Source organism: Geobacter benzoatilyticus (assembly GCF_017338855.1).
Classification (GTDB): Bacteria; Desulfobacterota; Desulfuromonadia; order Geobacterales; family Geobacteraceae; genus Geobacter; species Geobacter benzoatilyticus.
This window is the reverse complement of sequence record NZ_CP071382.1, coordinates 2,133,000-2,158,345: the sequence shown is the minus strand read 5'-3', so window position 1 is coordinate 2,158,345 and position 25,346 is coordinate 2,133,000. Positions and strand designations below refer to the sequence as shown.

Annotated in this window: 27 protein-coding genes; 4 read left to right on the top strand and 23 right to left on the bottom strand. The window is 56.4% G+C overall.

Going from position 1 to position 25,346, the window contains the following annotated elements; genetic code table 11:
• Nucleotides 1–12: 12 nt before the first annotated feature.
• Complete coding sequence (locus JZM60_RS10170; protein WP_207162265.1) at nt 13–786, bottom strand: slipin family protein; 774 nt, start codon at nt 784–786, stop codon at nt 13–15.
• 86 nt (nt 787–872) lie between these two features.
• Complete coding sequence (locus tag JZM60_RS10165; protein ID WP_241426218.1) at nt 873–1,154, bottom strand: NfeD family protein; 282 nt, start codon at nt 1,152–1,154, stop codon at nt 873–875.
• A gap of 204 nt (nt 1,155–1,358) precedes the next feature.
• Here JZM60_RS10165 and JZM60_RS10160 point away from each other — a divergent pair, with 204 nt between their 5' ends.
• Both JZM60_RS10160 and JZM60_RS10155 read left to right on the top strand, forming a co-directional pair.
• The gene (locus JZM60_RS10160; RefSeq protein ID WP_207162263.1) at nt 1,359–2,720 is read left to right on the top strand and encodes a sigma-54-dependent transcriptional regulator; all 1,362 of its coding nucleotides are present in this window, start codon (nt 1,359–1,361) and stop codon (nt 2,718–2,720) included.
• A gap of 144 nt (nt 2,721–2,864) precedes the next feature.
• A complete protein-coding gene (locus tag JZM60_RS10155; protein WP_207162261.1) occupies nt 2,865–4,301 on the top strand; it encodes an ATP-binding protein in 1,437 nt (478 codons plus the stop codon).
• Here JZM60_RS10155 and JZM60_RS10150 read toward each other — a convergent pair.
• The 3 genes from JZM60_RS10150 to JZM60_RS10140 all read right to left on the bottom strand — a co-directional run bounded on the left by JZM60_RS10150 (nt 4,280) and on the right by JZM60_RS10140 (nt 5,833).
• Nucleotides 4,280–4,417: a hypothetical protein gene (locus JZM60_RS10150; RefSeq protein WP_207162260.1), complete on the bottom strand. Its 138-nt coding sequence runs from the start codon at nt 4,415–4,417 to the stop codon at nt 4,280–4,282. The genes JZM60_RS10155 and JZM60_RS10150 overlap by 22 nt on opposite strands.
• Nucleotides 4,418–4,606: 189 nt before the next feature.
• Nucleotides 4,607–5,050: a PaaI family thioesterase gene (locus tag JZM60_RS10145; protein WP_207162258.1), complete on the bottom strand. Its 444-nt coding sequence runs from the start codon at nt 5,048–5,050 to the stop codon at nt 4,607–4,609.
• A 15-nt stretch (nt 5,051–5,065) separates the two neighbouring features.
• Nucleotides 5,066–5,833: a uracil-DNA glycosylase gene (locus JZM60_RS10140; protein ID WP_207162256.1), complete on the bottom strand. Its 768-nt coding sequence runs from the start codon at nt 5,831–5,833 to the stop codon at nt 5,066–5,068.
• A gap of 49 nt (nt 5,834–5,882) precedes the next feature.
• Between JZM60_RS10140 and JZM60_RS10135 the strand changes: the two genes are divergently transcribed.
• Nucleotides 5,883–6,791, top strand: a complete 909-nt coding sequence (locus JZM60_RS10135; protein ID WP_207162254.1) for a zinc dependent phospholipase C family protein — start codon at nt 5,883–5,885, stop codon at nt 6,789–6,791.
• A gap of 4 nt (nt 6,792–6,795) precedes the next feature.
• Here the strand turns inward: JZM60_RS10135 and coaBC are convergent, their stop codons facing one another.
• The 16 genes from coaBC to JZM60_RS10055 form a co-directional block, all read right to left on the bottom strand.
• A complete protein-coding gene (coaBC, locus tag JZM60_RS10130) occupies nt 6,796–8,007 on the bottom strand; it encodes a bifunctional phosphopantothenoylcysteine decarboxylase/phosphopantothenate--cysteine ligase CoaBC (RefSeq protein ID WP_207162253.1) in 1,212 nt (403 codons plus the stop codon).
• An 11-nt stretch (nt 8,008–8,018) separates the two neighbouring features.
• Nucleotides 8,019–8,648, bottom strand: coding sequence for an MBL fold metallo-hydrolase (locus tag JZM60_RS10125; protein ID WP_207162250.1), 630 nt, complete (start codon nt 8,646–8,648; stop codon nt 8,019–8,021).
• 20 nt (nt 8,649–8,668) lie between these two features.
• Entirely contained in the window at nt 8,669–9,823 is a 1,155-nt protein-coding gene (locus JZM60_RS10120) for a 3'-5' exoribonuclease YhaM family protein (protein ID WP_207162248.1), read from the bottom strand.
• On the bottom strand, nt 9,820–11,421 hold the full coding sequence (locus JZM60_RS10115; protein ID WP_207165565.1) for an NAD(P)/FAD-dependent oxidoreductase: 1,602 nt from the start codon (nt 11,419–11,421) through the stop codon (nt 9,820–9,822). Before JZM60_RS10115 ends, JZM60_RS10120 begins: the two co-directional genes overlap by 4 nt.
• A 156-nt stretch (nt 11,422–11,577) precedes the next feature.
• Nucleotides 11,578–12,765, bottom strand: a complete 1,188-nt coding sequence (locus JZM60_RS10110) for a hybrid sensor histidine kinase/response regulator (protein ID WP_207162246.1) — start codon at nt 12,763–12,765, stop codon at nt 11,578–11,580.
• 92 nt (nt 12,766–12,857) lie between these two features.
• On the bottom strand, nt 12,858–13,307 hold the full coding sequence (locus tag JZM60_RS10105; RefSeq protein WP_207162244.1) for a universal stress protein: 450 nt from the start codon (nt 13,305–13,307) through the stop codon (nt 12,858–12,860).
• A gap of 62 nt (nt 13,308–13,369) precedes the next feature.
• Entirely contained in the window at nt 13,370–13,759 is a 390-nt protein-coding gene (locus JZM60_RS10100) for a response regulator (RefSeq protein ID WP_207162242.1), read from the bottom strand.
• Nucleotides 13,760–13,835: 76 nt separating this feature from the next.
• On the bottom strand, nt 13,836–14,525 hold the full coding sequence (locus tag JZM60_RS10095; RefSeq protein ID WP_241426217.1) for a GAF domain-containing protein: 690 nt from the start codon (nt 14,523–14,525) through the stop codon (nt 13,836–13,838).
• 89 nt (nt 14,526–14,614) lie between these two features.
• Entirely contained in the window at nt 14,615–15,451 is an 837-nt protein-coding gene (locus JZM60_RS10090; protein ID WP_207162239.1) for a helix-turn-helix domain-containing protein, read from the bottom strand.
• Between the two features lie 9 nt (nt 15,452–15,460).
• On the bottom strand, nt 15,461–16,204 hold the full coding sequence (locus JZM60_RS10085; protein WP_207162238.1) for a tetratricopeptide repeat protein: 744 nt from the start codon (nt 16,202–16,204) through the stop codon (nt 15,461–15,463).
• A gap of 136 nt (nt 16,205–16,340) precedes the next feature.
• On the bottom strand, nt 16,341–17,258 hold the full coding sequence (locus JZM60_RS10080; protein WP_207162237.1) for a carbohydrate kinase family protein: 918 nt from the start codon (nt 17,256–17,258) through the stop codon (nt 16,341–16,343).
• Nucleotides 17,259–17,277: 19 nt separating this feature from the next.
• On the bottom strand, nt 17,278–18,141 hold the full coding sequence (mtnP, locus tag JZM60_RS10075; RefSeq protein ID WP_207162236.1) for an S-methyl-5'-thioadenosine phosphorylase: 864 nt from the start codon (nt 18,139–18,141) through the stop codon (nt 17,278–17,280).
• 27 nt (nt 18,142–18,168) lie between these two features.
• Nucleotides 18,169–19,209: a dual-specificity RNA methyltransferase RlmN gene (gene rlmN, locus JZM60_RS10070; RefSeq protein ID WP_207162230.1), complete on the bottom strand. Its 1,041-nt coding sequence runs from the start codon at nt 19,207–19,209 to the stop codon at nt 18,169–18,171.
• A 63-nt stretch (nt 19,210–19,272) separates the two neighbouring features.
• Nucleotides 19,273–19,686 carry a nucleoside-diphosphate kinase gene (ndk, locus tag JZM60_RS10065; RefSeq protein WP_207162228.1) on the bottom strand — a complete coding sequence of 138 codons (414 nt, stop codon included), beginning with the start codon at nt 19,684–19,686 and terminating at the stop codon, nt 19,273–19,275.
• A gap of 149 nt (nt 19,687–19,835) precedes the next feature.
• Entirely contained in the window at nt 19,836–20,045 is a 210-nt protein-coding gene (locus tag JZM60_RS10060; RefSeq protein WP_207162226.1) for a hypothetical protein, read from the bottom strand.
• Nucleotides 20,046–20,236: 191 nt separating this feature from the next.
• The gene (locus JZM60_RS10055) at nt 20,237–21,664 is read right to left on the bottom strand and encodes an aldehyde dehydrogenase family protein (protein ID WP_207162219.1); all 1,428 of its coding nucleotides are present in this window, start codon (nt 21,662–21,664) and stop codon (nt 20,237–20,239) included.
• A 92-nt stretch (nt 21,665–21,756) separates the two neighbouring features.
• Between JZM60_RS10055 and amrA the strand changes: the two genes are divergently transcribed.
• Nucleotides 21,757–22,299, top strand: coding sequence for an AmmeMemoRadiSam system protein A (amrA, locus tag JZM60_RS10050; protein WP_207162217.1), 543 nt, complete (start codon nt 21,757–21,759; stop codon nt 22,297–22,299).
• 138 nt (nt 22,300–22,437) lie between these two features.
• On the opposite strand, the gene JZM60_RS10045 is transcribed toward amrA, so the two are convergent.
• Both JZM60_RS10045 and JZM60_RS10040 read right to left on the bottom strand, forming a co-directional pair.
• Nucleotides 22,438–23,763, bottom strand: coding sequence for a citrate (Si)-synthase (locus JZM60_RS10045; protein ID WP_207162216.1), 1,326 nt, complete (start codon nt 23,761–23,763; stop codon nt 22,438–22,440).
• 367 nt (nt 23,764–24,130) lie between these two features.
• On the bottom strand, nt 24,131–25,324 hold the full coding sequence (locus JZM60_RS10040) for a M24 family metallopeptidase (protein WP_207162215.1): 1,194 nt from the start codon (nt 25,322–25,324) through the stop codon (nt 24,131–24,133).
• Nucleotides 25,325–25,346: the final 22 nt, after the last annotated feature.

Here is a 25,346-nt window from a genome sequence, read left to right as displayed (position 1 = left end):
TCTGCCGGTGCCTTACTCCTTCTTATCCCCCATCTTATCCAGGAACATCTTGATGAGATCAATGGGAACCGGGAAGATGGTTGTGGAGTTCTTCTCCGCAGCCACCTCGGTCAGGGTCTGGAGGTAGCGCAACTGCAGCGACGTGGGCTCGGCAGCCAGAACCTTCGCCGCCTGGGCCAGCTTCTCCGAAGCCTGGTACTCGCCGTCGGCGTGGATAACCTTGGCGCGCCGCTCCCGCTCCGCCTCGGCCTGCTTGGCTATGGCCCGGAGCATCTCCTGGGGGAGGTCGATGTTCTTCACCTCAACGGCGGTCACTTTTACCCCCCACGGCCCCGTGTGGCGGTCGAGAATCTCCTGGAGTTCCTTGTTGATCTTTTCCCTGTTTGCCAGGAGCTCGTCCAGCTCCACCTGCCCCAGAACGCTCCGCAGGGTGGTCTGGGCCAACTGGCTCGTGGCATAGAGATAGTTCTCCACCTCCACGATGGCCTTCTGGGGCTCCATGACCCGGAAGTAGATGACTGCCGAGACCTTCACCGTCACGTTGTCGTGGGTGATGACATCCTGGGGGGGAACATCGAAGGCAACGGTGCGCAGCGATACCCGAACCAGCTTGTCAATCCCCGGAATGATAAAGAATAGCCCCGGCCCCCGCGAGCCCGCCAGCCGCCCGAGACGAAAGAGGACACCCCGCTCGTACTCGGGAAGTACCCGGATGGCGCTCGCCGCAAACATCACCAGCAGGATGAAAATGAAGATAACCGGCACGTAGTTAAAGATATCAAACATTTGAACACCTCCCTACCGTAGGGGCGAATCTTGTATTCGCCCAGAATTGCATCCCTCATTAAAACGGGCGATCACAAGGATCGCCCCTACGCTTTTCTGACTTTCACCCGCATATCATCCTCCACCGCAATCACCGTCACCTTGTCCCCCTCGGCCAGGGGCTCATCGCTCCAGGCTTCCCAGTACTCGCCATGGATAAAGACTTTCCCCTCGGGGGCTATGGCGGAGACGGCCTTCCCCTTCTCCCCCAGGAGCCCCTCACCACCGGTGGCGGGCTTGGGACGATGTGCCTGCACCGACTTGATGGCCGCGAAGACACAGAAGGCGGACACCGCGATTACTATCAGCACCGTAAGCGGCCAGGACACTCCAAGTGGAGAATCAACAAAAATCGCGCCAGGGACCATGTCAACACCCTCTCCCACTGTTGTCTACATCCACCATACCATCTCCCGGCATCTAAGGTCACAGTATACCCAGCTCAACGCGGCAGTCAATGCGGCACCACGACTGGAGTCTTGCCAAAAGCGCCCCATTGGTGCTATGTATCAACCTGTTCACCGGAGGAACTAATGAAAGAACGGACCCGCATTCTCCTCATCGATGACGAAGAATCGGGGCGCGAAGCCCTCACCGCCATCCTCAGATACGCCGGCCACCATGTCACGGGAGCTGCATCAGGGGCTGAGGCCGCCCAGCAACTGGCACGGGACAAGTTCGACATAATCATCACCGACCTTCTCCTTCCCGACACAAACGGCATCGACATCCTCAAAAACATCAAGAGCGACTCCCCCCTCACCGAGGTAATCCTCATAACCGGCCACGCCTCCGCCGAAACCGCCGTACGGGCCATGAAGGAGGGGGCCTACGACTACATTACCAAGCCCCTCAACATCGAAGAGCTCAAAATCATCATCGCCAAGGCCGTCGAGAAGCACAAACTCCTCTCCGAAAACGTCTACCTCAAAAAACAGCTCCGGGACAAATTCGAATTCGCCAACATTATCGGCGCATCACCGGCAATGCAGCAGGTCTTCGCCCTCATGAAGCGCATTGTCAAAACCGATTCGACAGTCCTCATTACAGGCGAGTCTGGCACCGGCAAGGAAATCGTGGCAAAGGCAATCCACTTCAACGGATCCCGGCGGGACCGGCCGTTCATAGCCGTCCATTGCGGGGCAATTCCCGAGAATCTGCTGGAATCGGAACTGTTCGGCTATGTAAAAGGGGCGTTCACCGGCGCGGTAAGGGACAAGATCGGCAAATTCGAAGCGGCTAACGGCGGGACCATCTTCCTTGACGAGATCGGCACGATGCCGATACAGCTCCAGACTAAACTCCTTCGGGTCCTGCAGGAGCAGGAAGTGGAGCGGGTCGGTTCCACCCGCCCCATAAAAATCGACGTGCGGATCATCTCGGCCACGAACATGGACCTGGCCGAGCAGGTGAAAAACGGGGCTTTCCGCGAAGACCTCTACTACCGCCTCAACGTCATCCCCCTCGTCCTCCCCCCCCTGCGCGAACGGGTGGAGGACATTCTCCCCCTTGCAAAGCACTTTCTCGCGAAGTACTGCAAGGAGATGCAGCGCCGCCGCATGACTCTCACCACTGAAGCGGTGGAGGCCCTGGAGGGTTACAACTGGGGGGGGAACGTGCGGGAACTGGAAAACGTCATGGAGCGGGTCGTAGCTCTCACCGAGGCGGACACCATCACCCTCCACGACCTCCCCCCGAACATCCGCGAGGAGTCCCTTACACGGGTGACCGAACGGGGCGTTGACCTCATGAAAGTCATTGCCGACATAGAGCGGAGCATGATTACCGACGCCCTGGTACTGTCCGAAGGGGTCAAGGCCCGGGCCGCCGCGCTCCTGAACCTGAACCGGACCACCCTGGTGGAAAAGATGCGCCGGCTCGGCATGCCGCTGTAACGCCCCTCACTTACCGCTAAAAATCAGAAAAACCATCGATTCCAGGTAAGCATCAGAACCTTCCCGACGATGTTCGACTTCATCTGCGCCACGTCAAGAACCTACCCCCTTGTATGATACAATTTCGTATGATACTATTTCGCCATGCGTTTCTATAACCGGGAAAAAGAACTTGCCCGCCTGAAGGAAATTGCCTATCTCTCGGAAGAGTCGGCACACCTGGCGGTCATAACCGGCAGACGCCGGGTCGGCAAAACCGAGTTGGTCCGGAAGTTCGCCGAAGGTCGGGATGACTTTCTCTATTTCTTCGTGTCGAAGAAAAAACCCCGCGTGCTGCTTGATGAATTCCGGGATCTTCTGGCCGTGCGGGTGCCGCTGCTGGCCTCGGCATCCTTCGGGAGCTTTGACGACTTCTTCCGCGCCCTTTTCGAGATCACCAGAGAGCAACCCCTCTTCATTGTCTTCGACGAGTTCCAGAACTTCCAGCAGGTGGACCCAGCCGTGTTCTCGACGCTCCAGGATCTGTGGGACCGGAGCAAGGACACCTCCAAGGGGACCATCGTCTGCATCGGGTCGGTGCAGACCCTCATGCGCGAGATCTTCGAGGGAGCCAAGGAACCGCTCTTCGGCCGGATAACCGCCAGGCTTTACGTGGAACCACTGATCCCCGACGTGGTTGCCGAAATCCTGGCCGATCACCAGGTCGATGCGGTGAAGCACCTCCCCTTCTTCTTCACCCTCTTCGGCGGCATCCCCAAATACTATTTCTTGCTTGACCGTTACCGGCTCTTCGGCGCCACTCAAGCGGAGATCATTCGGAAATTTTTCTGCGAAACCGACGCCATCTTGCAGAACGAGGGAAAAGACCTCCTGATCGAGGAGTTCGGCAAGAACTACCACCTCTACTTCTCCATCCTCCAAGTTATCGCCGGCGGCGAGACCCAGATGGCCCGCATCGCCGACAAGTCGGGAATCAACGTCAACAGCATAAGCAAATACCTCGACGAACTGGTTTCCTGCTACCAGGTCATCGAGCGGCGGCTGCCGGTGACGGCGACCCGGCAGGAGCAGAAGACCGGCCGCTACTACCTGAAGGATCCTCTGCTCCGTTTCTGGTTCCGGTACCTCTACCGCAACCAGAGCCTGATCGAAATCGGCGATGAAAAGGGGCTCCTGGGCAAGATCCAGGCAGATATCTCGACGTTCATGGGGTGGTCGTTCGAGGAGTTGATCCGCGCCATGCTCCTGAAGCGCAATGACGGCACGGTCGTGCCGTTCACCTTCACCCGCATCGGCGGTTTCTGGACCAAGCGGGGGGATGTGGAGATTGACATTGTGGCGCTCAATGAGGAGGATGGGGCGATCTTTTTCGGCGAGTGCAAGCTGAGTGGTAAAAAGTTCAGCGTGGCCGATGCCCGGCGGCTGAAGGAAAAGGCGCGGGCCGTACCGTGGCGCAGCGGCGACCGGCGCGAGCATTTTACCCTCTTCTGCATGGACGACCTGGACACCGGCGCGGAACAGGCCCTCGCCGCCGAAGAGGTCAGCGTGGTAAGGCTTCATCAGTTGCTGCCGGCGTCATGACCGCTGGCGGTGAACGCCAGCTCCTGCTGGTCGTCTAAACCAAGGGAAACCACCTGAAAAACGACGGTACCGACTACAAAGGGAAACTCCTCGATCTCTACACTGAGATGTTCCAATGAAAAGAAGTCAAAACTGAGGGAAAGCTGGAACTGGAGTACGACGCGAGGACTACGGTCACCTGCGCCCTGGCGTTCCAGGAGCAGTGGCGGACGGAACTGGCGGCGCTTTAGGGCGGAAATTGACGTCGGTCGGCGGGATAACCGGCGCGATCACCAGCTGGATCGCACTTCCCATGGTATACCCCATCACTGCCGCTTGATCCTGAAAACAGAGGTAAACGTGGCGGTTTTAACCCCTTTATCGTCAAATATCTCAGCAACTCCCCTGATAGTCCGCTCGTTTTCCCTGACTGTCTCGGCCATGGCCGTAACCGTTCCGCCGTGAATCGGGGCATGAAATTTCAGGTTAAGCTCGGTGGTCACAAAGTGGCTCCCTTCCGGGAGCATGCTCTTGATGGCCATGGCCACCGCCGTGTCGGCCAGGGCGGTGACGGCGCCGCCGTGCATGAGTCCCTTCCCCTGGGCGTGCTTCACCTGGAACGGCATGGTGAGGCGCGCTTTTCCCCCTTCGGCCTCCTCGATGGTCATCCCCAGGTACTCCTCGAAGGGGGCGCGGGCTATCCACTCGGGAAGCTCGAAGGGAAGCGGCACATCTTCTCCCATGGGTTCGTCATAAAGATGCTCGTACATGGCCTGTTCCTTTCTTTACCCCTTCTTACCCGGCACATCTTTCCCCATGAGCGCCATAACCTGCTTCATGTCCGCCCAAACCTCCCGCTTGCGCTCAGGGTTGCGCACCAGAAACGCCGGATGGAACGTGGGCATGAGGGGTATGCCGTGGTAGTCGTGGAATCGCCCCCGGAGCCGTGATATCGGCTCCTTGGTGGCAAGAAGCGTCTGGGCCGCGAACGTGCCCAGCGCCACCACGGCTTCCGGGGCGATGGCCCTCACCTGCCGCAGCATGAATGGCGCACACTGCTCGATCTCTTCATGATGGGGATTGCGGTTGCCGGGGGGGCGACACTTGAGGACGTTGCAGATGTAGACCTCATCCCGCGCGAACCCCATTGCCTGGATAATCTTCGTCAAAAGTTGCCCCGCCTCCCCCACGAAGGGCTCCCCCTTGAGATCCTCTTCCCGCCCCGGCGCTTCGCCGATGAAAACAAGCCGGGCGCGGGGATTGCCGACTCCGAAAACAAGGTTGGTGCGCTGGCTCCCCAACTGGCAGCGGACGCATTCCCCAAGTTCACTGCGGATATCATCCAGAGTTTCGCCGGCAGCCGCCTGAGCATGCGGCTCGGCAACGGGCAACGGCAAAGCGGATTCCGCAACGGGACTGGCCTCAAGCGGCGGGGCCGTCTTTTCTCCCCCCGTCACAGCGGCTCGGGGAAGCTCGACCACGCCTGTCTCTTTCAGCTCCTCCAGATAACGCCGGAGCGAAGCAACTGCCCCACTCCCCCCCTCATTGCCCATGGCTGCAAAATCCTTTACATTTTTCCGATGGTTTCATACCATAATCCCCATGTCAATCCTGCCGGTGTTCCTACTGATACTGCTTCTGATACCTCAAAGCGCCTTTGCCTGGGGTGCCGGCGTCCACCTCCAGCTCGGCACCGCCGTCATCAACAATCTCCAGGCCGTGAGCCCGGCAGTGGCGGCAGTGGTGGGGGCATTTCCCCACGATTTCCTCTACGGCTGCATAGCGGCGGACATCACCCTGGGCAAGAAGTTCACCCACTACCTCCAGCACTGCCACCGCTGGCGGATAGGAATGAAGGTTCTGGAGTACGCCTGGAACCCTCCCCAGAAGGCCTGCGCCTACGGCTACCTGTCTCACCTGGCCGCCGACACCGTGGCCCACAACTACTACGTTCCCCACAAGATAATGGAGAGCTTCTCCACGCTGACCCTGAAGCACGCTTACTGGGAGATGCGACTGGAAACCTTTGTGGATCAGGAGATATGGGAAACGGGCAAAAAGGTGGCCACGGAGAACTACAAGGCCAACGACGCCCTGCTGCGGAACGTGCTCTCGGACACCATCTTCTCCTTCGGCACCAACAAGCGGATTTTCAACTCGATCCTGCTGGTGAGCCGCCTCGAGAAGTGGCAGCAGGTGCTGAAAACCCTCTCCGACACCTCGCGATACACTCTGGAGGAGGACGACCGGAGCGAGTACCTGGACCTGGCAGGGGAGGCGGTGTTCGACTTCCTGAACCGTCTGGAGGAGTCCCGCTACTTCCAGGCCGACCCCACGGGAGAGCGGGCCCTGGCCACCGCCGAGGCGGTCAGGAAAAACCTCCGGCTCCTCTACAACACCGGCAAGATCGCCAAAGATGATGCCGTCGCCCAGGTGGACACCATGAAATACCGGCTCCGGGAGGCCATCTGGGAGCCGGAAAAGCTCCTCCAGATCATGTCCAGGGGCTAGCTCCCTACTCTTCGCCCCTCATTCCCAATTTTCTCAATTCAGCCGCACGGTCGAGAATGATTGCCGCCATTTCGTCCTTCCCCATGAGGGAGAGTTCCTCCACCCGGCCGTCCCGATAAAGAAGCTTGGCGATATTGGTGTCCACATGGAAGCCGGCCCCCGGCTGGCCGATGTCGTTGGCCACCACCATGTCCAGGTTCTTGCCGGCAAGCTTTTTGCGGGCATTCTCCACCAGCTCGCAGGTTTCGGCCGCAAATCCCACCAGGACCCGATCTCCCTTAACCCCGCCCAACTCGGACAGGATGTCGGGGTTCTTCTCCAACTCCAGCACCAGGGCATCCGCCGACTTCTTTATTTTACCCGCTGACCGGCTTTTGGGGCGATAGTCGGCCACGGCGGCGGCCTTGACGATGACAGTGCTCGCGGCTACACGCGCCATGACCGCATCGCGCATCTCGGCGGCGGAGCAGACATGGACCGTCTCGATCCCCCACGGATCATCGAGACAAGTCGGGCCGGCCACGAGAACCACCTCGGCTCCACGGCGCCGGGCTGCCCTGGCAATGGCGTACCCCATCTTCCCCGACGAGTGGTTGCTGACAAAGCGGACCGGGTCGATCTCCTCAAGGGTCGGACCGGCAGTCACGAGAATCCGCTCTCCGGCCAGATCCTGCCGGGCGAGGGCCCGGGCCGCCTCCTCCATGATGATTGCCGGATCCTGGAGCTTCCCCTCCCCTTCCCAGCCGCAGGCGAGCATCCCTTTGACGGGCGAAACGAAGCGGTAGCCGTGACGCCGGAGCTTCTCCTCGTTCTCCCGGTAGATGGGATTGGTGCACATGTTCACGTTCATGGCCGGGGCGATGAGAACCGGCGCCCTGGTGGCCATGACGGTAGTGGTGAGCATGTCGTCGGCAATGCCGTTTGCAATCTTGCCGATGACGTTAGCCGTGGCCGGAGCTATGATGAAGAGGTCAGCCCGGTCGGCCAGGGCGATGTGGCCGATCTCCCGCTCGGCGATCAGGTTGAAAATCTCCGTGTGGACCGGGTTCGAGGTGAGGGTCTGGAACGTGAGGGGCCCCACGAACTCCGTGGCCGAGCGGGTCATGATAACGTGGACGTCGGCCCCCGCCTTGGTCAGAAGCCGCACGAGCTCCACCGCCTTGTAGACGGCGATTCCGCCGGTCACTCCGAGGACGATCTGTTTGCCGTTGAGCATGGAAGTAACTCCTACCCGTTCAAATACGGGTTGTACCGCCTCTCGCGCCCGATGGTGCTTGACTCGCCATGGCCAGGATAAACCTGGGTTTCATCGGGAAGCGGAAGAAGTTTCGAGTGGATGGAGCTTATGAGGGCCTCGTGGGAGGAACCGGGAAAATCGGTCCGTCCCACCGATTCGGCAAAGAGGGTGTCGCCGGTGATGACCTTACCCTCCCCTTCCAGAAGGAGACAACATCCACCAGGGGTGTGACCCGGCGTATGGAGCACCTTCATGGAGCACTTTCCGAAGGTGACCGTCATCCCATCCTCCAGAAGCTCGTCCGGCGGAGGGGAGTTCTCGGTGGTGAGCCCGTAGTTGGCAGCAACTTCGGCTGCCCGGGAGAGGAAGTAGGTGTCGTCCCGGTGGATCATGAGCCGGGCGCCGGTGGCCTCCAGAACTTCCTTGTTACCCCCCACGTGATCGAAATGGCCATGGGTGTTGATGACCGTGCGGACAGAGAGGCCCAGGGCGCGAACCCGGTCGATAACCCGGCCCGCATCGGCGCCGGGGTCCACCACGACTCCTTCCCTGGTCTCCTCGCAGCCGAGGATGAAGCAGTTGACCCCCAGGGGGCCGACGACAACAATTTCGAAGATCATATGGTATCTCCCGAGATGGTCTACTGGTTGAACAGATCGAGATTCTTCCCCTGGAGCTGCTCAAATGGGTTGTTGTGGAACCCTTTTTTCTTCTGAGACTCCTCCTGCCGAGGCTGCGGCGCCGGTGCTGCCGGCGGTTCCGGCGGTGCGGGCTGCTGAACCGGCAACCCGAGGGTGGCTCCTTCTGCTTGCGCTTCTGCCGCCTCGTCGTATTCTTCCCCGGAGCAGCAGTTTTCCTTGAAGAAATAGCGATCGTAAAGCCGGTGGTAAGAACTCCAGCGGCTCTGGCTTTCCGTCTCTTTCCGGAGGTGGGTCCTGATGCCGTTGATCTTGGAATCCAGGTCGTCCAGGTAGTTAAGGATCGTGGCCTCCACGGTCTTTGGCCGCTTGGGAGAGCCATACTCATACTGGCCGTGATGGGACAGAAGCATGTGCTTGAGAAGCATCCCCAGCTCCGCCGGAAAGCCCGGAATGGCGGCAATCCGCTCCTGCACCATCTCCACGCCGATGGTGATATGCCCCAGAAGCTTCCCCTCGTCGGTGTAATCGAAGGAGCGCTGATAGGTCATCTCCCGCACCTTCCCCACGTCGTGCAGCAGCGCCCCCGCCACCAGGAGGTCACGGTTTAGCCCCCCGTAGAGGGGGATGATGACATCAACCAGCCGCGCCACCGCCAGGGAGTGCTCCAGCAGCCCCCCCAGGTAGACGTGGTGCATACCCTTGGCGGCCGGTGCTATCCGGTAGAGGGCCATGAGTTCGGCGTCGCCGAAAAAGGCGTCCATGAGGGCCTTCAGGTGGGGATCGGTGAAGCTCGCCAGGAGCGCGGCAAGTTCCTGTTCCATCTCGGCCACGGAGCGGTCCGACTCGGGAAGGAAATCGGCCAGCTGCACCCGTTCGTCGGGGACCCGCACCAGCTCGGAGATGACGAGCTGCATCTTCCCCAGGTAGACGCTGGCCTTGCAGCGGATGGCGATGAAATCGTCCCGCTCGAAGATGGCGGAGAGCTCATCCACATTGTCCCAGACCCGCCCTTCGATCTCGCCGGTTTTGTCCATGAGCTTCAGCGTCATGTACGGCTTGCCGTTTTTGGCCATGGCCATGATCTTGTCTTTAACGAGAAAGACCGATTCCAGCTGGTCCCGGTCCTTGATGCTGCTCACGTAAACCTTGTTCAAATCGCGCTCCTTGTCTCGGCGGCTATCTTCCCTGCAATTATGTCGGCCACCCGGATACCGTCCAGGGCGGCGCTCATGATTCCCCCCGCGTAACCGGCCCCTTCCCCCGTGGGGTAGAGACCGGGCAGGCTAACCGACTGGCAATCCTCTCCCCGAACGATCCGCACCGGCGCCGAAGTCCGGGTCTCCACGCCGGTGAGGGTGGCCTCGGCGGTGACGAACCCCCGCATCTTGCGGTCGAAGTCCCGGAGCCCCTCCCGCAGGGTCTCGGTCACGGCAGCTGGAAGCGCCATGGTGAGATCGGCTTCAGCGACTCCGGGCCTGTAGGAAGAGGATACCCCCTTTCCACCCTTCATGCCAAGGAAGGAAAGGAGATTCTGGGCCGGGGCCCGATACCCCCCGCCGCCGGCTTCAAAGGCACGGCGCTCCCAGCGCCGCTGGAACTCTACCCCCGCCAGAGGCAGGGCGGAGCCAAAGTCATCGGGACCAACGGTAACCACCAGAGCACTGTTGGCAAAGGGAGAGTTGCGCAGATGGGCGCTCATGCCGTTAGTGACTACGCCCCCCTCTTCGGAGCTCCCCGCCACCACCACGCCGCCGGGGCACATGCAGAAGGAGTAGGCCGAGCGGCCGGTTTTGCGGTTGTTGTAAGCCAGGGCATAATCGGACGGCGGCAGGGCCGGGTGATGCCCCCTGCCGTACTGGATCCCGTTGATGAGCTCCTGGGGATGCTCCACCCGCACTCCCATGGCGAAGGGCTTCGCCAACAGGTGAACGCCACGGCTGGCGAGCATTTCGTAAGTATCGCGGGCACTGTGGCCGGGGGCAAGGATGAGTTCTTCAACCGCCAGCTCCTCGGTGCCGTTCACTACGACCGCGCCAACCCGACCCTCCCGGGAAACGATGTCGGTCATCTGGCTCCGGAAGCGGATGTCACAGCCGGCAGCCAGCAGCCCCTGCCGGATACCGGCTACAACCCGCCGCAACTGGTCGGTCCCCACATGGGGTTTGGCCTGGTACAGGATCTCCTGCGGAGCGCCGAAGGCAACGAGCTTTTCGAGTACATAGCCGATCCGCTGATCGTTCACCCTGGTGGTGAGCTTGCCGTCGGAGAATGTACCTGCCCCCCCCTCGCCAAACTGGACATTGCTCTCCGTATCCAGTTCACCCAGACTCCAGAAGGCCTGCACGTCACGCGTCCGCTCCTCCACCGGCCGCCCGCGCTCCAGTATGGTGGGAGCAAGGCCGTATTCCACGAGCCTCAGGGCAGCGAAGAGCCCCGCCGGCCCCATGCCGACGATTACGATCCGCCCCCTTGGGGTTAAGCGCGGCAGGGGCGGTTGAATCTCTTTCACCAGGACCTTTACGTCCGGGTCCTGGCCGTGCCTTGCGAGAAAGGCCGCCTCGTCGGCCACCCGGCATTCGACGGTGCAGACAACGATTACTCGGCCCTTCCGGCGCGCGTCAATGCTCTTGCGAACAAGGCGCACCGAGCGGATATCGCGGTCCGGAACCCCAAAACGCTCGGCAAGACGCACCCGGAGCACCTCGTCCCCTTCTCCGGGAGCAAGGACAATGTTTCGTATCAGAATCGGCATCAGGATTAATTTATCACGGAATCCGCGACGGATGTCCCCGGCTTCGCTCCGCGTGCCCGCAGGTGCGTCGTCCATCACGGATTCAGGTTATCGTAAATGCAGGAAAAGTGGCGCCATCATACAAAATCGATGGTGAAAAGAAAAGGAGAAAGGGGGTCAGGAAGGGAGCAGTGGCAGCTCTATGACAAAGGTGGTGCCGGTCTCGTCGCTCTTCGCCACGGCAATCTTCCCGTGATAGGTTTTGACGATGCGAAGCACCACCGCAAGGCCGAGGCCGCTGCCGCTGGATTTGGTGGTGAAGAAGGGATCGAAGATCTTCTGCACGTTCTCAGGCGGCATCCCCTTGCCGGTATCGGAAATCCGGAGGGTAACCGCCTGGTCGTCATGATCGAGCAAAACGGTGAGCGTGCCCCCCTGCTGCATCTCGTGGATTGCGTTCAGAAAGAGATTGGTGAAGATTTGTTCGATCTCGGATTGATCCGCCTGAAAGGAGGGGGGGATATGCCGGAAGTCTTTCACCACATTTATCGAATAGAGCTCGGTCTGGGGCCTGAACACCTCAAGGGTCGCGTCGATTACCCGGTCGAGCCGCACCTCGCTCAACTGGAACCGGGGGCGTTTCGAAGCATCGAGAAGCTTGCGCATTATTTCATCGACCCGCTCCACTTCCTTGAGAATCTTATCGATAAAATCGAGTTTTTCATGGTCGTCACAACCGCTTTTGAGTAGTTGCGCGAAGAGATTGATGGAATTGAGGGGATTTCTGATTTCGTGGGCCATTCCTGCCGACAGATACCCCAAAGAGGCGAGCTTCTCCGATTGAACTATCTCCGCCTGGGCCCGTTGAAGAGCTTCGCTCTTCTCCATGACCCGCTCCTCCAGCTGACGGTTCCATTCGGCAATTTCGGACAGCAGCCGCTCCCGCTCCTCCATCAGCTCCCGGTTTCGGAGCTCGACCTTCCTGATTCTCAGGACGCTCTCGATCCTCTCCACCAGGTCCTGATTATTGAACGGCTTGAGAATGTAATCGGAGGCCCCGGCCTTCATCAGTTCAACGGCAATCTCCTCGTTTCCCTTGCCGGTGAACATGATGACGTAGGTGTCGGGGAACCGCTGCCGGATTTCCTTGAGGGCCGTCAAGCCGTCCATGACCGGCATCATGTAGTCAAGGAGAACCAACTGGGGATGGTGCTCCTCGAGCTCCTTCATGCCCATCATGGCGTCTGATGCGGTGAATACCGTGTAGCCGCGGTTTACGAGAACAATGGAGGTGAGATCAAGGATTACCTTCTCATCATCTATGATGAGTACAGAACCCTTGCTATCGCTTGTTACCATAGTCATGGGCGGGCAAAGCTCCCCTGTTCCAGTTAAACAACAAAGGGCAGCTATACGCTGCCCCCGTCAGCCCTGCACGAAACAGAGCGCACATAGATTCAGGATTCCGGAGGACGGACCGTCATGACCGGGCATTTGGCATTGCGCACCACCCGCTCCGCCGTGCTGCCGAAAAGAAAATGATCAATGCCCCGGCGGCCGTGGGTTCCCATCACAATGAGGGAAGCATTCTCCTCTTCCGCCTTTTTGAGCACCTCGTCATAGGGAATCCCCGACACTATGCAGCTCGTGAAATTGGCGTAGTCCTTGAGCTTGGTCCGGCAGAATTTTTCCATCATCTTCTCGGCAGCCTCGGCAATTTCTTCTTCGAGCTTCTCGAATGAAACATGGGGGACATAAAAGCCGCGCAGATCAACCGGCTCGTTGATCACATGCACTATGACCAGGCGCGCATTGAACTGACGGGCCAGGGTCAGGGCCTGGTCAAAGGCATACTCCGAATTCTCGGAAAAATCGGTTGGAAAGACAATGGTGGAAAAAGTTCCCATGGTTCTACCCCCTGAAGGAATACGGAACGAAGCGTCAGATCAGAGTATTGGCATACAGCCGATCAGTGACAGCTCTCTTTGTCCTTGAAGATTTTTTTCAGGATAGACTTAAGCTCGTCAATTTTTATGGGTTTATTGATATACTCAAAGGCACCAAGATTCATAGCCTCAATATACGACTCAACTCCGCCGTAAGCAGTAATCATAATGACATTGCTGTCGGGAAAACTCTTATTGAGTTCCTTAAGGAAGGTGATTCCATTCATTTCCGGCATATTGATATCAGTGACTATGACATTAACCTGCCGCTGATTGAGGTAATTAAGAGCTTCATAGCCGTTCGAGACGCTTTCGACCTCAAACCCTTCCCGTTCGAGAAGTTTCGATAGACCTATCCGGGCGTTCTCCTCGTCATCAACCACCAGTATTCTCTTTTTTGCATGCTCTGGCAATGTTAGGCTCCGCTTGCGTCACATGGTGCGTTGTGTCTGAGTCTAGCATGGAGTCACCTCCTGTCAAGCAAAGGGGTTACGACGCTTTTTTCCCCGTGGCTACCTGCAGGCGAAGCTTTATGGCAGTCAGAATCAGATTGGCAATAACTGAAACAAAATAGATTTCATCTTCCTGGAACGACTTGATGGAGGTGGTATTCAGGTTGATTACCCCATAGACCTCTTTCTTGTCGCTGATGGGAAAAGAAAGCATGGAATTGTACTTCTCTTCCTGAAGTTCGGAGAAATGCTTGTAGCGCGAATCCTGGGAGGCGTGGGTAAGGGATATCTGGCGTCCTTCCTTGGCAACTGTTCCGGTAATGCCTTCGCCGATCCTGATGCGGATTTTGCCCACAAAAGAAGGATCGAAGCCGTGGGTGGCGGAGAGCACGAGCTCATCCCCCTCTCTCAAATAGATGCTGCAAACACTCACCTTCAGCTGCTCGGCCACCTTCTTCGTCACACTCTGCAGTACTTCGGGAAGGTTGAAGTCTGAGGAAACAAGCATGCTGATTTCTTCCAGGGAAATGATTTCCAGATGATCCCTGTTATTCCGCTGCATAGTCAGCACCATCTTTCCCTTTTCACTCTCTATCAGAGGGGTCAGGCTCGCCTTCTGGTAGAAGGGGTTTACCGTCTTCGACTTGTCCGGGATATTCCGAAAATCAGAAAAACCGCAGACACAGGACAACTTTACCCGGTAGGGATCGATACGTTCACTCTTCATAACTCTTCCACATTTTCTGCAGCGTGACAGATTCATGAAAATCCTCTCTTTGGAATAATCTGGCGTAATAGATTGATGCGTTGCTGAAACTACTGTTCCCCAGGCTGTTCGGCCGGGAGAACCACGTGGGCGGTTTCGCCGGATTCACCAAACGACGGCAGCGCCTTCCCGTTGAATTCGGCCTCGATTCCGCCGGCATTGCCGATGTCCAGGGAGAAGGACCGCTCGCCTTTCCACTCTATCAGGTCGCCGGCCTTCAGGTCATATTGCTGAGAAAGCGCCCCGTCAATCGTGATACTCAACCAGCAGTCCTGAATCACTTTCAGTTTAAGGACTACGCCTCCAGGCATGGATGACGGAACAGGCGTTTCAGGGGACAATTGTTCCGGCGCTTCTTCCGGTGCCGCCTGCGGCGACGACAGCGGGTCTGCGGCAACCGAAGACATCGGCTGTTGAACCGGCACAGGGGCAGACATCCGGGAAGGTACCGTTTTCAGCGCGGGGCGAGGCGGCTGGGGCTCTCTCTGGGGAATGAACGTGGCGGTAATGATCACCATCGCAAGCAAAAACAGCGGAATCATCCAGCGGCTTTTCGTGGGAAGCCGTACCGGCTTAACACTGGGGGAATCCCCCTCGGGGACGCTCTGCTCCATGGCGGGAACCGAGCCTGAAAACTCCTCGTACCTGTGAATCAAGTCGTCGGGCGACAAGCCCAAATGCTTCCCGTAAACCCTTAGAAACCCTTTCACATAGGCGGGATTCGGGAGCTTTTCGAAGCAGTTCTCTTCAAGGGCGGCGAGATAATTCTTGCCGATGCGGGTAACGCGGGCAGCATCCTCCAACGACTCGCCACGGGATTCGCGAGCTGCCCGCAGCAACACTCCGATAGTTGTTTCCCTCTTTTCGGGGACGGAGCCATCAATCAAGGAAACCTCTCAACGAATCGAATCCAGGTATTCACGGGAAAGACGCCCCTTCTCCGAATCGGGCGCTATCCGTATCGCTTCACGGAATGCCTCTGCGGCAGACACGTAATCTTTATCCTTCAAGTGCGCAAGAGCAAGGTAATAGTAGCTGTTCTGGTAGTTTTTATTGAGTTCGACAGCTTTGGTGAACTCCTGGATTGCCAGCTCATTGCGCCCCATGGCGAAATATACCCGGCCCAGGCCAACCCGGGCGAATATATTGTCGGGGGAGTTCGAAACCGCCTGACGCAGCGTCTCTAACGCCTGCGGATAGTCTCCTTTACCCAGGTAGGCAAGGCCGAGATTTATCCGCGCATGCTCATGCCGGACAAAGAAAAGATCGGCAAGAACCAGCGTGAACTGGGACACGGCATCATCCCATCGCTGCATCTCCAGATAGTTAACGCCAAGGTTGTTCCGGGCCTCGGAGAAATCGGGCTTAAGCTCGATGGCCCGGCGGTATTTCTGTTCCGCAAGATCAAAGCGTTTTTTGTAGAAATAGGCAAGCCCGAGGCTGTTCAACAGAGTGGGATCGTCAGGGGTCAGCTTCTCCGCTTCGGTAAGTTCGATGAGGGCCCGGGTCGCATCGTTCTCACCAAGATAGGAAAGCCCCATTTGAAAATGGTACGATGCCTGTTTCCGGGAGGCGTCCGATATGCCGCACGCCGTGAGGGAGAGGATCGCCATGCAGGTCAGCGCAAGAAGACGTTTCATGGATATCACCTCAAGCCGGTGGTGGAAATAACATGTGTAAATCGCGAAAACCGGCGCAGAAAGCCTGCTCACGGCTTGGGAACCGTAGCAGATTTGCCCTGCATTGTCAACGCACCGGCGTGTAAAGCATCCTTGCTTAAGCTTCGGCAAGTCCCTCAAAGTGCGTCAATGCCTTAAAGCTTCGGTAGCGGGTCTCAATCTCACGGTATTCAAGCCGCTTTAACCGTTCAAGGCTGAAGTCTTCCACATTGAACGACGCCATGACGCTCCCGAAAATGACGGCCTGGCGTATACCCGCCTCGGAAGTATCGCCGGTGTTGGCCAGATACCCCATGAAGCCGCCGGCAAAGGTATCGCCGGCCCCTGTCGGATCATACACATCTTCGAGGGGGTAAGCCGGCGCCGCGAACACCGAATTATCGGTGAACATGAGCACACCGTACTCGCCCCGCTTAACTACAAGGGTCTTCACCCCCATGGCCAGGATCTTCCGGGCCGCCTTGCTCAGGTTAGCCTCCTGGGTGAGCTGACGCGCCTCTCCTTCGTTGATGATAAAGATGTCAACTTTGGCGATAACCGCCTTGAGCGCCTCCGGCTTGGAGGATATCCAGAAGTTCATGGTATCGCAGGCAACGACTCTTGGCCTCTCCACCTGGCTGAGCACTTCCATCTGCAATTCAGGGTCGATGTTGGCCAGAAACAGAAACTCCGTATCCCGGTACGCAGCCGGAATCTGGGGCTTGAAGCTTTCGAACACGTTCAGATGGGTTTCCAGGGTCTGGGCCTCGTTGAGGTCGTAACCGTACTTCCCCTTCCAGTGAAAGGTCTTACCACCCTCATGGTCAAGACCACGCAAATCAATATTGCGGGACTGAAGGAAATCGAGATGCTCCTGGGGGAAATCCTCCCCCACCACCGCCACGAGGCTCACATCAGTAAAAAAGCTCGCAGACGTGGAAAAATAGGTAGCAGACCCCCCTAGTACGTTCTCAACTTTACCGAAAGGCGTCTCCACCGAGTCAAAAGCCACAGAACCGACAACAAGGATCCCCATGGAAATCTCCTTAAGTTATTTACAGATACTTGCCAATTATCAGATCGAGCCGCTGTCGGGCCTCGGCCGAAACGGCAGCACGGTCGGTGATAATCGCATAGGTCAGGGCCGACGAGCATGAACAGGAGCTATCTGCACCAATCCGCTTCACGACTTGGCCGATTATAGACTTGGCCATGACGACGTTCTGCTTCATTATCCCGAGAATCGCATCAACGGACACATCATCATGTGACTCGTGCCAGCAGTCGTAATCGGTCGCCAAGGCTATGACTCCGTAGCAGATCTCGGCCTCACGGGCAAGCTTTGCCTCGGGAATGTTCGTCATCCCTATGATTGAAACGCCGAAGGAGCGATAAAGGTTGGATTCGGCACGGGTGGAGAAGGCCGGCCCTTCCATGCAGAGATACGTCCCACCGCCATGAACTATCGCCCCCGCAGCCTTGGCCGCCTCGAACAGATGCTCCGACAGCTCAGCGCACACCGGATCTGCAAACTGCACATGGGCCACTAACCCATTGCCGAAGAAGGTGTTGGCCCGCGTTGCGTTGGTACGGTCGATAAACTGGTCGGGAATTACGATGTGCCCCGGAGCGATCTCCTCCTTCATGCTTCCGACGGCGGAAACGGAGATAATCCGCGTAACACCAAGCTTCTTCATCCCATATATATTCGCCCGGTAGTTCACTTCCGACGGCAGCAGCCGGTGTCCCCTCCCGTGCCGGGGGAGAAACACCATCCGCACACCGTCGAGAACTCCGGTAATGAACTCGTCGGACGGGGCGCCGAAGGGGGTTTCCACCGCAACACTCCGAACATCGCTCAACCCTTCCATCTCGTAGAGGCCACTTCCGCCAATGACGCCGATAACCTGTTCACCCATGCCGCACTCCTCCCTGGTCGATATGAATCAGAAGCTCAAAGCACCCTTATCCAACTTACCCTTGAGTTGCCCGCACGCAGCGGAAATATCAGCGCCGCGGCTCGATCGGGTGATAACCGTGAAATGCTTGCTCAGAAGATAACTGTGGAACACATCAATCGCCCCCTGACCTGGGCTTTTGAAAGAACAACCGTCATGCTCGTTAAAGGGAATCAGATTGATTTTCGAGGGGATGTCACTCAGGAGCTTCACAAGCCGTTTTGCGTCCTCCAGCGAATCGTTGAGCCCCTTGATCATCACATATTCTATGGTAATCTTCCGGCGCCCCGGCAAAGGATAATTTCGACATGCATCGAGAAGCGTTTTGAGCGGATATCTCCGGTTTACCGGCATGATCCTGCTGCGCACCTCATCGGTGGTAGCATTGATGGACACGGCCAGATTGACCGTCACCTCGCTTCCCAGACGCTCCATCTCCGGGACAAGCCCTGCGGTGGAAACCGTTACCCGCCGGGTAGAAAACTGAAGGCCGTCATCATGAAGGATAATTTTTAGCGACTTGAGGACATTATCAAGATTTGCCAGCGGCTCGCCCATCCCCATAAAGACAATATTGCGGACAGGAACGTCTCTGCGCACGGCGCATATCTGATTCACTATCTCTGCGGCGGTCAAGTTCCGCGTAAGACGGAAAGTGCCCGTAAGACAGAACTCGCAGGCCATGGCACAGCCCACCTGGCTCGAAATGCAGAGAGTAGTCCGGTCCTCCTCTGGGATAAGAACCGACTCGACGGTATTGCCGTCCTCAAGACGAAACAGATACTTCCGGGTGCCGTCCTGTGACACCTCCATCGCCTCGGGCTCCAGATTACTGATGAAGGCCGATTCCTCAAGATCCCGCCGAAGGTCCTTGGCCAGATCGGTCATCTCGGCAAAACTGCGGGCGTCCTTCTGGTAAACCCACTTAAAAATCTGCCGGGCCCGGTACCGCTCCTTACCCTTGCCGGCAAGAAATGCGATAAGATCATCAAGGGTAAAATTTTTGATATCAACTTTACTGTTCATCATAGTACTTGGATATAAAAAAGCCCTTCATGTGAAGGGCTTTTGTCCTCGCAATGCTGTTGCAACCTAGAGGAGTTCTAGCTGGCTGAAGAAGTACGGAATCTCAAAGGCAGCCGACTCGGGGGAATCCGAACCGTGGACCGTGTTCTCCTCGATGCTGAGGCCAAGCTCCTTGCGAATCGTGCCGGCATCGGCATTGGCCGGATTAGTTGCCCCCATAACCTCGCGCCATTTTGCAATGGCATTTTCACGCTCGAGAGTCAGCACGACAACGGGGCTGCGGGACATGAACGAACAGAGATCATTGAAGAAAGGGCGCTCACTGTGAACATAATAGAAACCCTCTGCTTCCTTTTTGGAAAGCTGTATCTTCTTCATGCCCACAATCCTGAAGCCTGCAGCCTCGACTTTCTCGAGAACCTTGCCGACAATATTCCGCTCAACCGCATCAGGCTTAATAATAGCGAATGTTCTTTCCATCAGTGCCTCCAAAGTGTGACTAAAATAAAATGACCGTCTCAGATACCATGCAGCCTGTTTAATGTCAATTGATTTCAGGCTATCAAATAGAAAAAGGCCTACAGAACATGTTCTGTAGGCCTTTTTCTATACTCGCAGAAGTAAGCTGGTTACTTGTGCTCAGCAGGAGCAGCCGGAGCAGCTTGCTCGGCAGCCGGAGCTTGAGCAGAAGTCATCGGCTCTTGAGCAGGAGCCGGAGCGGCTTGCTCAGCCGGAGCGGCTTGCTCAGCCGGAACCGGAGCTTCTTCTTTTTTCTTGCAGCCAGCAGCAAAAGCTACAGCCATAGCAAGGCACAGGGTCAGAGAAAGCAGTTTTTTCATTGACGTTTCACCTCTTTTCCTTTTTTTTGATTGCCATATTCGCGCAGTGCGCATGGTTTATAAACACAACGGAGAGAGAATATACTGTCTTTAAAAATTATGTCAAGGTTTTTTTAATTGAATGCTGCTTTCTTTTAAATTCAATAATTTCAACAGCTTAAACTTAAAACCCAAAACCTTTTATCACTGTTTTACAAATTAATACATACCATTTTAATATTTGTCATTTCTTCCATGGCATATTTGACCCCCTCGCGACCGAGGCCACTCTGCTTATTGCCGCCATAGGGCATGTGATCGACCCGGAATGTAGGGACATCATTAATAATGACCCCACCGACATCAAGCCGCCCTATCGCCTGAAACGCCTTATTGATGTCACGGGTGTAGATACCTGCCTGGAGACCGTAACAGGAATCATCAGCCATATCCAGGGCCTGCTCAAAGGTCTCGAAGGGAAGCACCGAGACGATCGGTGCAAACACCTCTGAGCAAACTACTTTCATGGCTGGTGTCACGCCACTGAGAATGGTCGGCGCAAGACAGTTGCCGATGACCTGTCCACCCGCCTCGATCTTTGCACCAAGCTCTTTTGCCTCCTCAAGCCACGATACAGCGCGCTCAAGCTCATAGCGCGATATCATCGGGCCTATATCGCAGGCCCGATCCATCGGATCCCCGACTTTGAGTTGTTGCGTCGCAGCAACGAACTTCTCCAAAAACTCCTGATATCGGCGTTGATGAACATAAATCCTCTGGACCGAAATGCACACCTGCCCGGAATTTGCAAAGCTGCCGACAACGCATCTCGAAACGGCAGCATCCACATCACCATCTTCGTCGATAATCGTTGGGGAATTGGATCCCAGTTCAAGCGTGACGCGCTTGAGCCCGCTTTTCGCCTTGATTTCTATTCCGACGGGCGGACTTCCCGTGAAGGTTATCATCGCCAGGCGGTCATCCTCCACCAGCTTGTTACCCACAACCTTGCCACTGCCTATTACGATATTGAGCGCGCCGGCGGGAAGCCCTGCTTCCGCCATTATAGATGCAAGCTTTATCGACGAAAGCGGGGTTTTGGTGGCGGGCTTCAGAACCAGCGCATTACCGGCGGCAATTGCCGGAGCGACTTTATGGGCGACAAGATTGAGAGGGAAATTGAACGGTGTAATGGCACCTATGACGCCGATTGGGGTACGGACATAATAGCCGAAACGCCCGGCGGACACAGACGAGGCATCCATGGGCACAAGCTCACCATGGCTTCTTCGCGCCTCAAATGAAGCAAACCGGAACGTTTCCGCACTTCTGTCTGCCTCGGACAGCGCATACTTGAATGATTTGCCTGCCTCCCGGGCGATTATTTCCGCAATCTCTTCCCGGTCCCTCTCGATAAAGTCAGCGACGCGCGCCAGAATCTCGGCTCTACGGAAGGCCGGCATGGCCGCCATTTCCGCAAATCCCCTGCGGGCTGATTCTATTGCCATCTCGACATCATCTGCCGAGGCTTCCGGAACTATCCCCACAACCGTATCATCGAAAGGGTTAATGACATCTACCCCTGGACGGTCATCACCGATCCATTCTCCGCCAACGAGCACCTTATACCGCTTGACCATGCTTCCTCCTCCAGACGGGAATTAGCTCTTGTCACCAACGGGAAAAATTAGTAGCGTAAACAATATAAACAACTCCACGCAAGGGGTCTCATGTGACACAAAAGTTGACACGAACTGAACAAAAAATGCTTTTGTCACTCGCCAGAGAAGCAATTACCGGATACGTCAATGGGGGGGAAATACCCGATAGCGAAGTGTACGCCCCTGCTCTCCAGTGCCGCTGCGGCTGCTTTGTCACCATCAGGAAAGAGGGAGTTCTTCGTGGTTGTATCGGCAGTTTTGTCTCTGACAAGCCTCTATACGAACTTGTCCGGATGATGGCAATAGCTGCCGCAACCAATGATCCCCGATTTTACCCTATGAGGCCGGCGGATCTCGATGATTTTTCAATCGAAATTTCAGTCCTCAGCCCCCTTGAGAAAATAGCCTCTCCAGACCATATAAAGGTAGGCACCCACGGAATCTACATCATAAAGAACTCCTGCCACGGCGTACTTCTCCCCCAGGTAGCGGTAGAGTATGGTTGGGACAGGAATACCTTTTTGTCGCAGACATGCCTGAAAGCGGGCCTAAAACCTGATGACTGGGAAGAAGGTGCCGATATAATGATATTCAGCGCTCAGATTGTAAACTGACGCCAGCCATCCACCCAAAACTAAATAAAGCAATAAATGTAAAAGGGGAAGATGCGGTGACATCTCCCCCTTTTTTTGCGTTTTCTAACGTAGCGTGCGGAAGCGTCTGCCAAGCCCGCTCCGCACGCAGGTTAGAAATTAGAACTTACGGCCACCTTCTTCAGCCCATTTTTCGAGCATGGCGGTAGTTACAGACTTCGGACGCTCGATAGCATACCCGAGACCACGGTCCCAAGTGATGTTGGCCATGCAGCCGAGGGCACGACCGACACCGAAGAGAACGGTGTAGAAGTCCCACTCACGCAGGCCATAGTACCACTGGATGACGCCGGACTGTGCATCGACGTTCGGCCAGGGGTTCTTCGCCTTACCGTGCTCCATAAGGACGCCCGGTGCGGTTTCGAAAATCATTGCAACAAGCTTGAAGAGAGGATCGTCCTTCAGGCCCGGAGTCTTGAGGCAGAATTCACGCTGAGACATGTAGCGCGGGTCGGTCTTGCGGAGAACGGCGTGGCCGTAACCCGGAACAACCTGACCGGCATTGAGGGTATCCCAGAGAGCCTTGGTAACCAGCTCTTTGGTCGGCTCCACATCCTTGCAGTACTTCTCCTGGAACTTGATGGTCCAGTCGAGAACTTCCTGGTTGGCAAGGCCGTGCAACGGACCGGCAAGGCCGTTGAGACCGGCAGAGTATGAATAATAGGGGTCAGACAGGGCGGAATGCACCAGGTGAGTGGTGTGTGCCGACACGTTCCCGGACTCATGGTCGGAGTGAAGGATGAAGTACATACGTGCCACATCCTCGTACTCTTTGCACTGACCGATCATGCGGGCGAAGTTTGCGCCGCAATCGGCAGTCTGGTCGATAGCAATCTGCTTGTCGCCCTTGTACTTGAGATTGTAAATGAAAGCAGCGATGATCGGAATCCGGGCAACGAGGTCGCAAGCGTCCTCATACACATATTCCCAGGCGGTCATCTTGTTGAATTTGCCGGAGTTATAGAAACCGGCAAATTTGGAGTCTTTCTGAAGGGCAAGAATACCAACGGAGAGCATCACCATCGGGTGGCTGTCCTTCGGCAGGGCGCGAATGGCGTCGAATACATACTGGGGAACTGCCTGACGAACTTTCCACTCGGCAACCACTTCGTCAACCTGAGCTTGTGTCGGGACGTCGCCGGTAAGGAGGAAGTACCAGAAAGATTCAACGGTCGGATAATCGGAACCGGGAGCCTTGGGGAGCGCCGCAAAGGTTTCGGGAATGGTCTTGCCGCGGAACCGGATCCCTTCCTGCGGATCAAGGTAGGAGATATCGGTTACCAGGGAGCGGATGTCGCGGGCACCGCCGATGCACTGGTCAATAGTTACTTGATCAATAACCACTTTCCCGAACTCTTTAACAAGCCTGGTGGTACGGGGACGAAACTCCTCAATTTTTTGCTTCAGGGTTTCCTTGAGTGCCATGTTGCGTACTCTCCTTTCACGTTATAATATCCTAATTAACAAAAACAAACCCAAGCCTCGACTACCTTTTCTTCCCCCTCCTTTCCGCTATTGATATACAGAGGGTCTCAAACCTCCAGAGTTACTAGGTATTTGCGGCAGTAGACGAGCCCCGCCAAAACTTGCCCAAGGGCCAAAACAAGAAGAAATATTTTTTTAGTATACTGTATACAATTTTCTATAAGAATTTATACCACTCAATTTGATTAAACTCAACATAATTTTTATCGACAAAAATGGGAGAGCGAGATGTTTTGAAAGCTCGAGCTCCAGGGCCGAACGGCCGCTGGAGCCCGAGTCCATACAACGGGCGGAAGAGAGCGGGAAATCAGAGGGAAATCAGCTCCTGGTCGGAGAATGTCAACTGCTTCAGGCCTTCGTAATTGGAGATATAAAAAGTATTTTCGATACCGATGGCACCTTCTCCCGGCAACACCACTTTCGGCTCGAAAGCGAATACCATGCCCGGCTCCAGAACCATCTCACTGAACCCCTTGGCAATGAACGGATATTCATCTATTTCGATGCCAATACCATGGCCGATAAAGGAAACCTGCGCCCCCTTTGCCCCCATGAAACTGTCGGCATAACCAAGTTCAACTGCCAGAGCGCGGCAGACATCATATACATGCCCCCAGGGAGTGCCGGACAGAGCCACCTCGGTCATTCGCTGCTGAACCTTGAGCATGTCGTCGTAGGCTTTTTTCATCCGGTCCGAAATGTCCCCAATGGAAAATACCCTGGTCTGGTCTGTGAGGTAACCATCAACACAACCGGCGAAGTCCACTATAATCGGCTCGTTTCGTTCAATCCTCTTCAGGCCCGCCCCCTGCCCAAAGGAGGGATTGAGGCCAAGGCCTCCGAGGGGGGTGTCAACATAGGCCGGGACAGCAGAATCAGACCCTGAGAATACATGGGCATAAAAGAGCTCAGCATTGAAGGCACGCATCCTGACAAGCCCCTGGTGCCCTTCCTTGCGGGCGACGAACTCCAGTTCAGCGGCAAGCTCCAGATCGGTCATTCCCTCGCGAATCACCTCCCGGGCACGGCGATAGACCTTGTCGACCTGAGTCGCCGAATCCTGGAGGAGATGAATTTCATATTTGCTTTTGACCATACGGACGCGCCGGATGAGAGGTGACGCATCAACATAGTCGGCAGCGGGGAAAACGGCCCGGTAACGGACAAAAAAATTGACCGGCATTACATCGAGTTCCATCCCGATCCGGGCAGGGAGCCCATAGCCATAATTAGAGAGTATGCCGGGAATATCCTTCATGGAGGCAAAAGGAACGACTTCCCTGAGTCCGCACTCCATCCGCGCACGCATTAAGTCCTTGCGAACCATGTAGATGGGCTCACCCGTTGCGGGCACATAGAGAGCTCCGCTCTGAATGGTGCCGGTAAAGTAGAAGAGATCTGCGTTTTGGGCCACGATAACCGCGTCAATGTCAGCTTCAGCCATGTATGACTGTAATTTTTTGATGCGATATTCAAGTTCTTCCCGCGGGGTAATGCGCATTTGTTCTTTTCTCCCTGGCTGC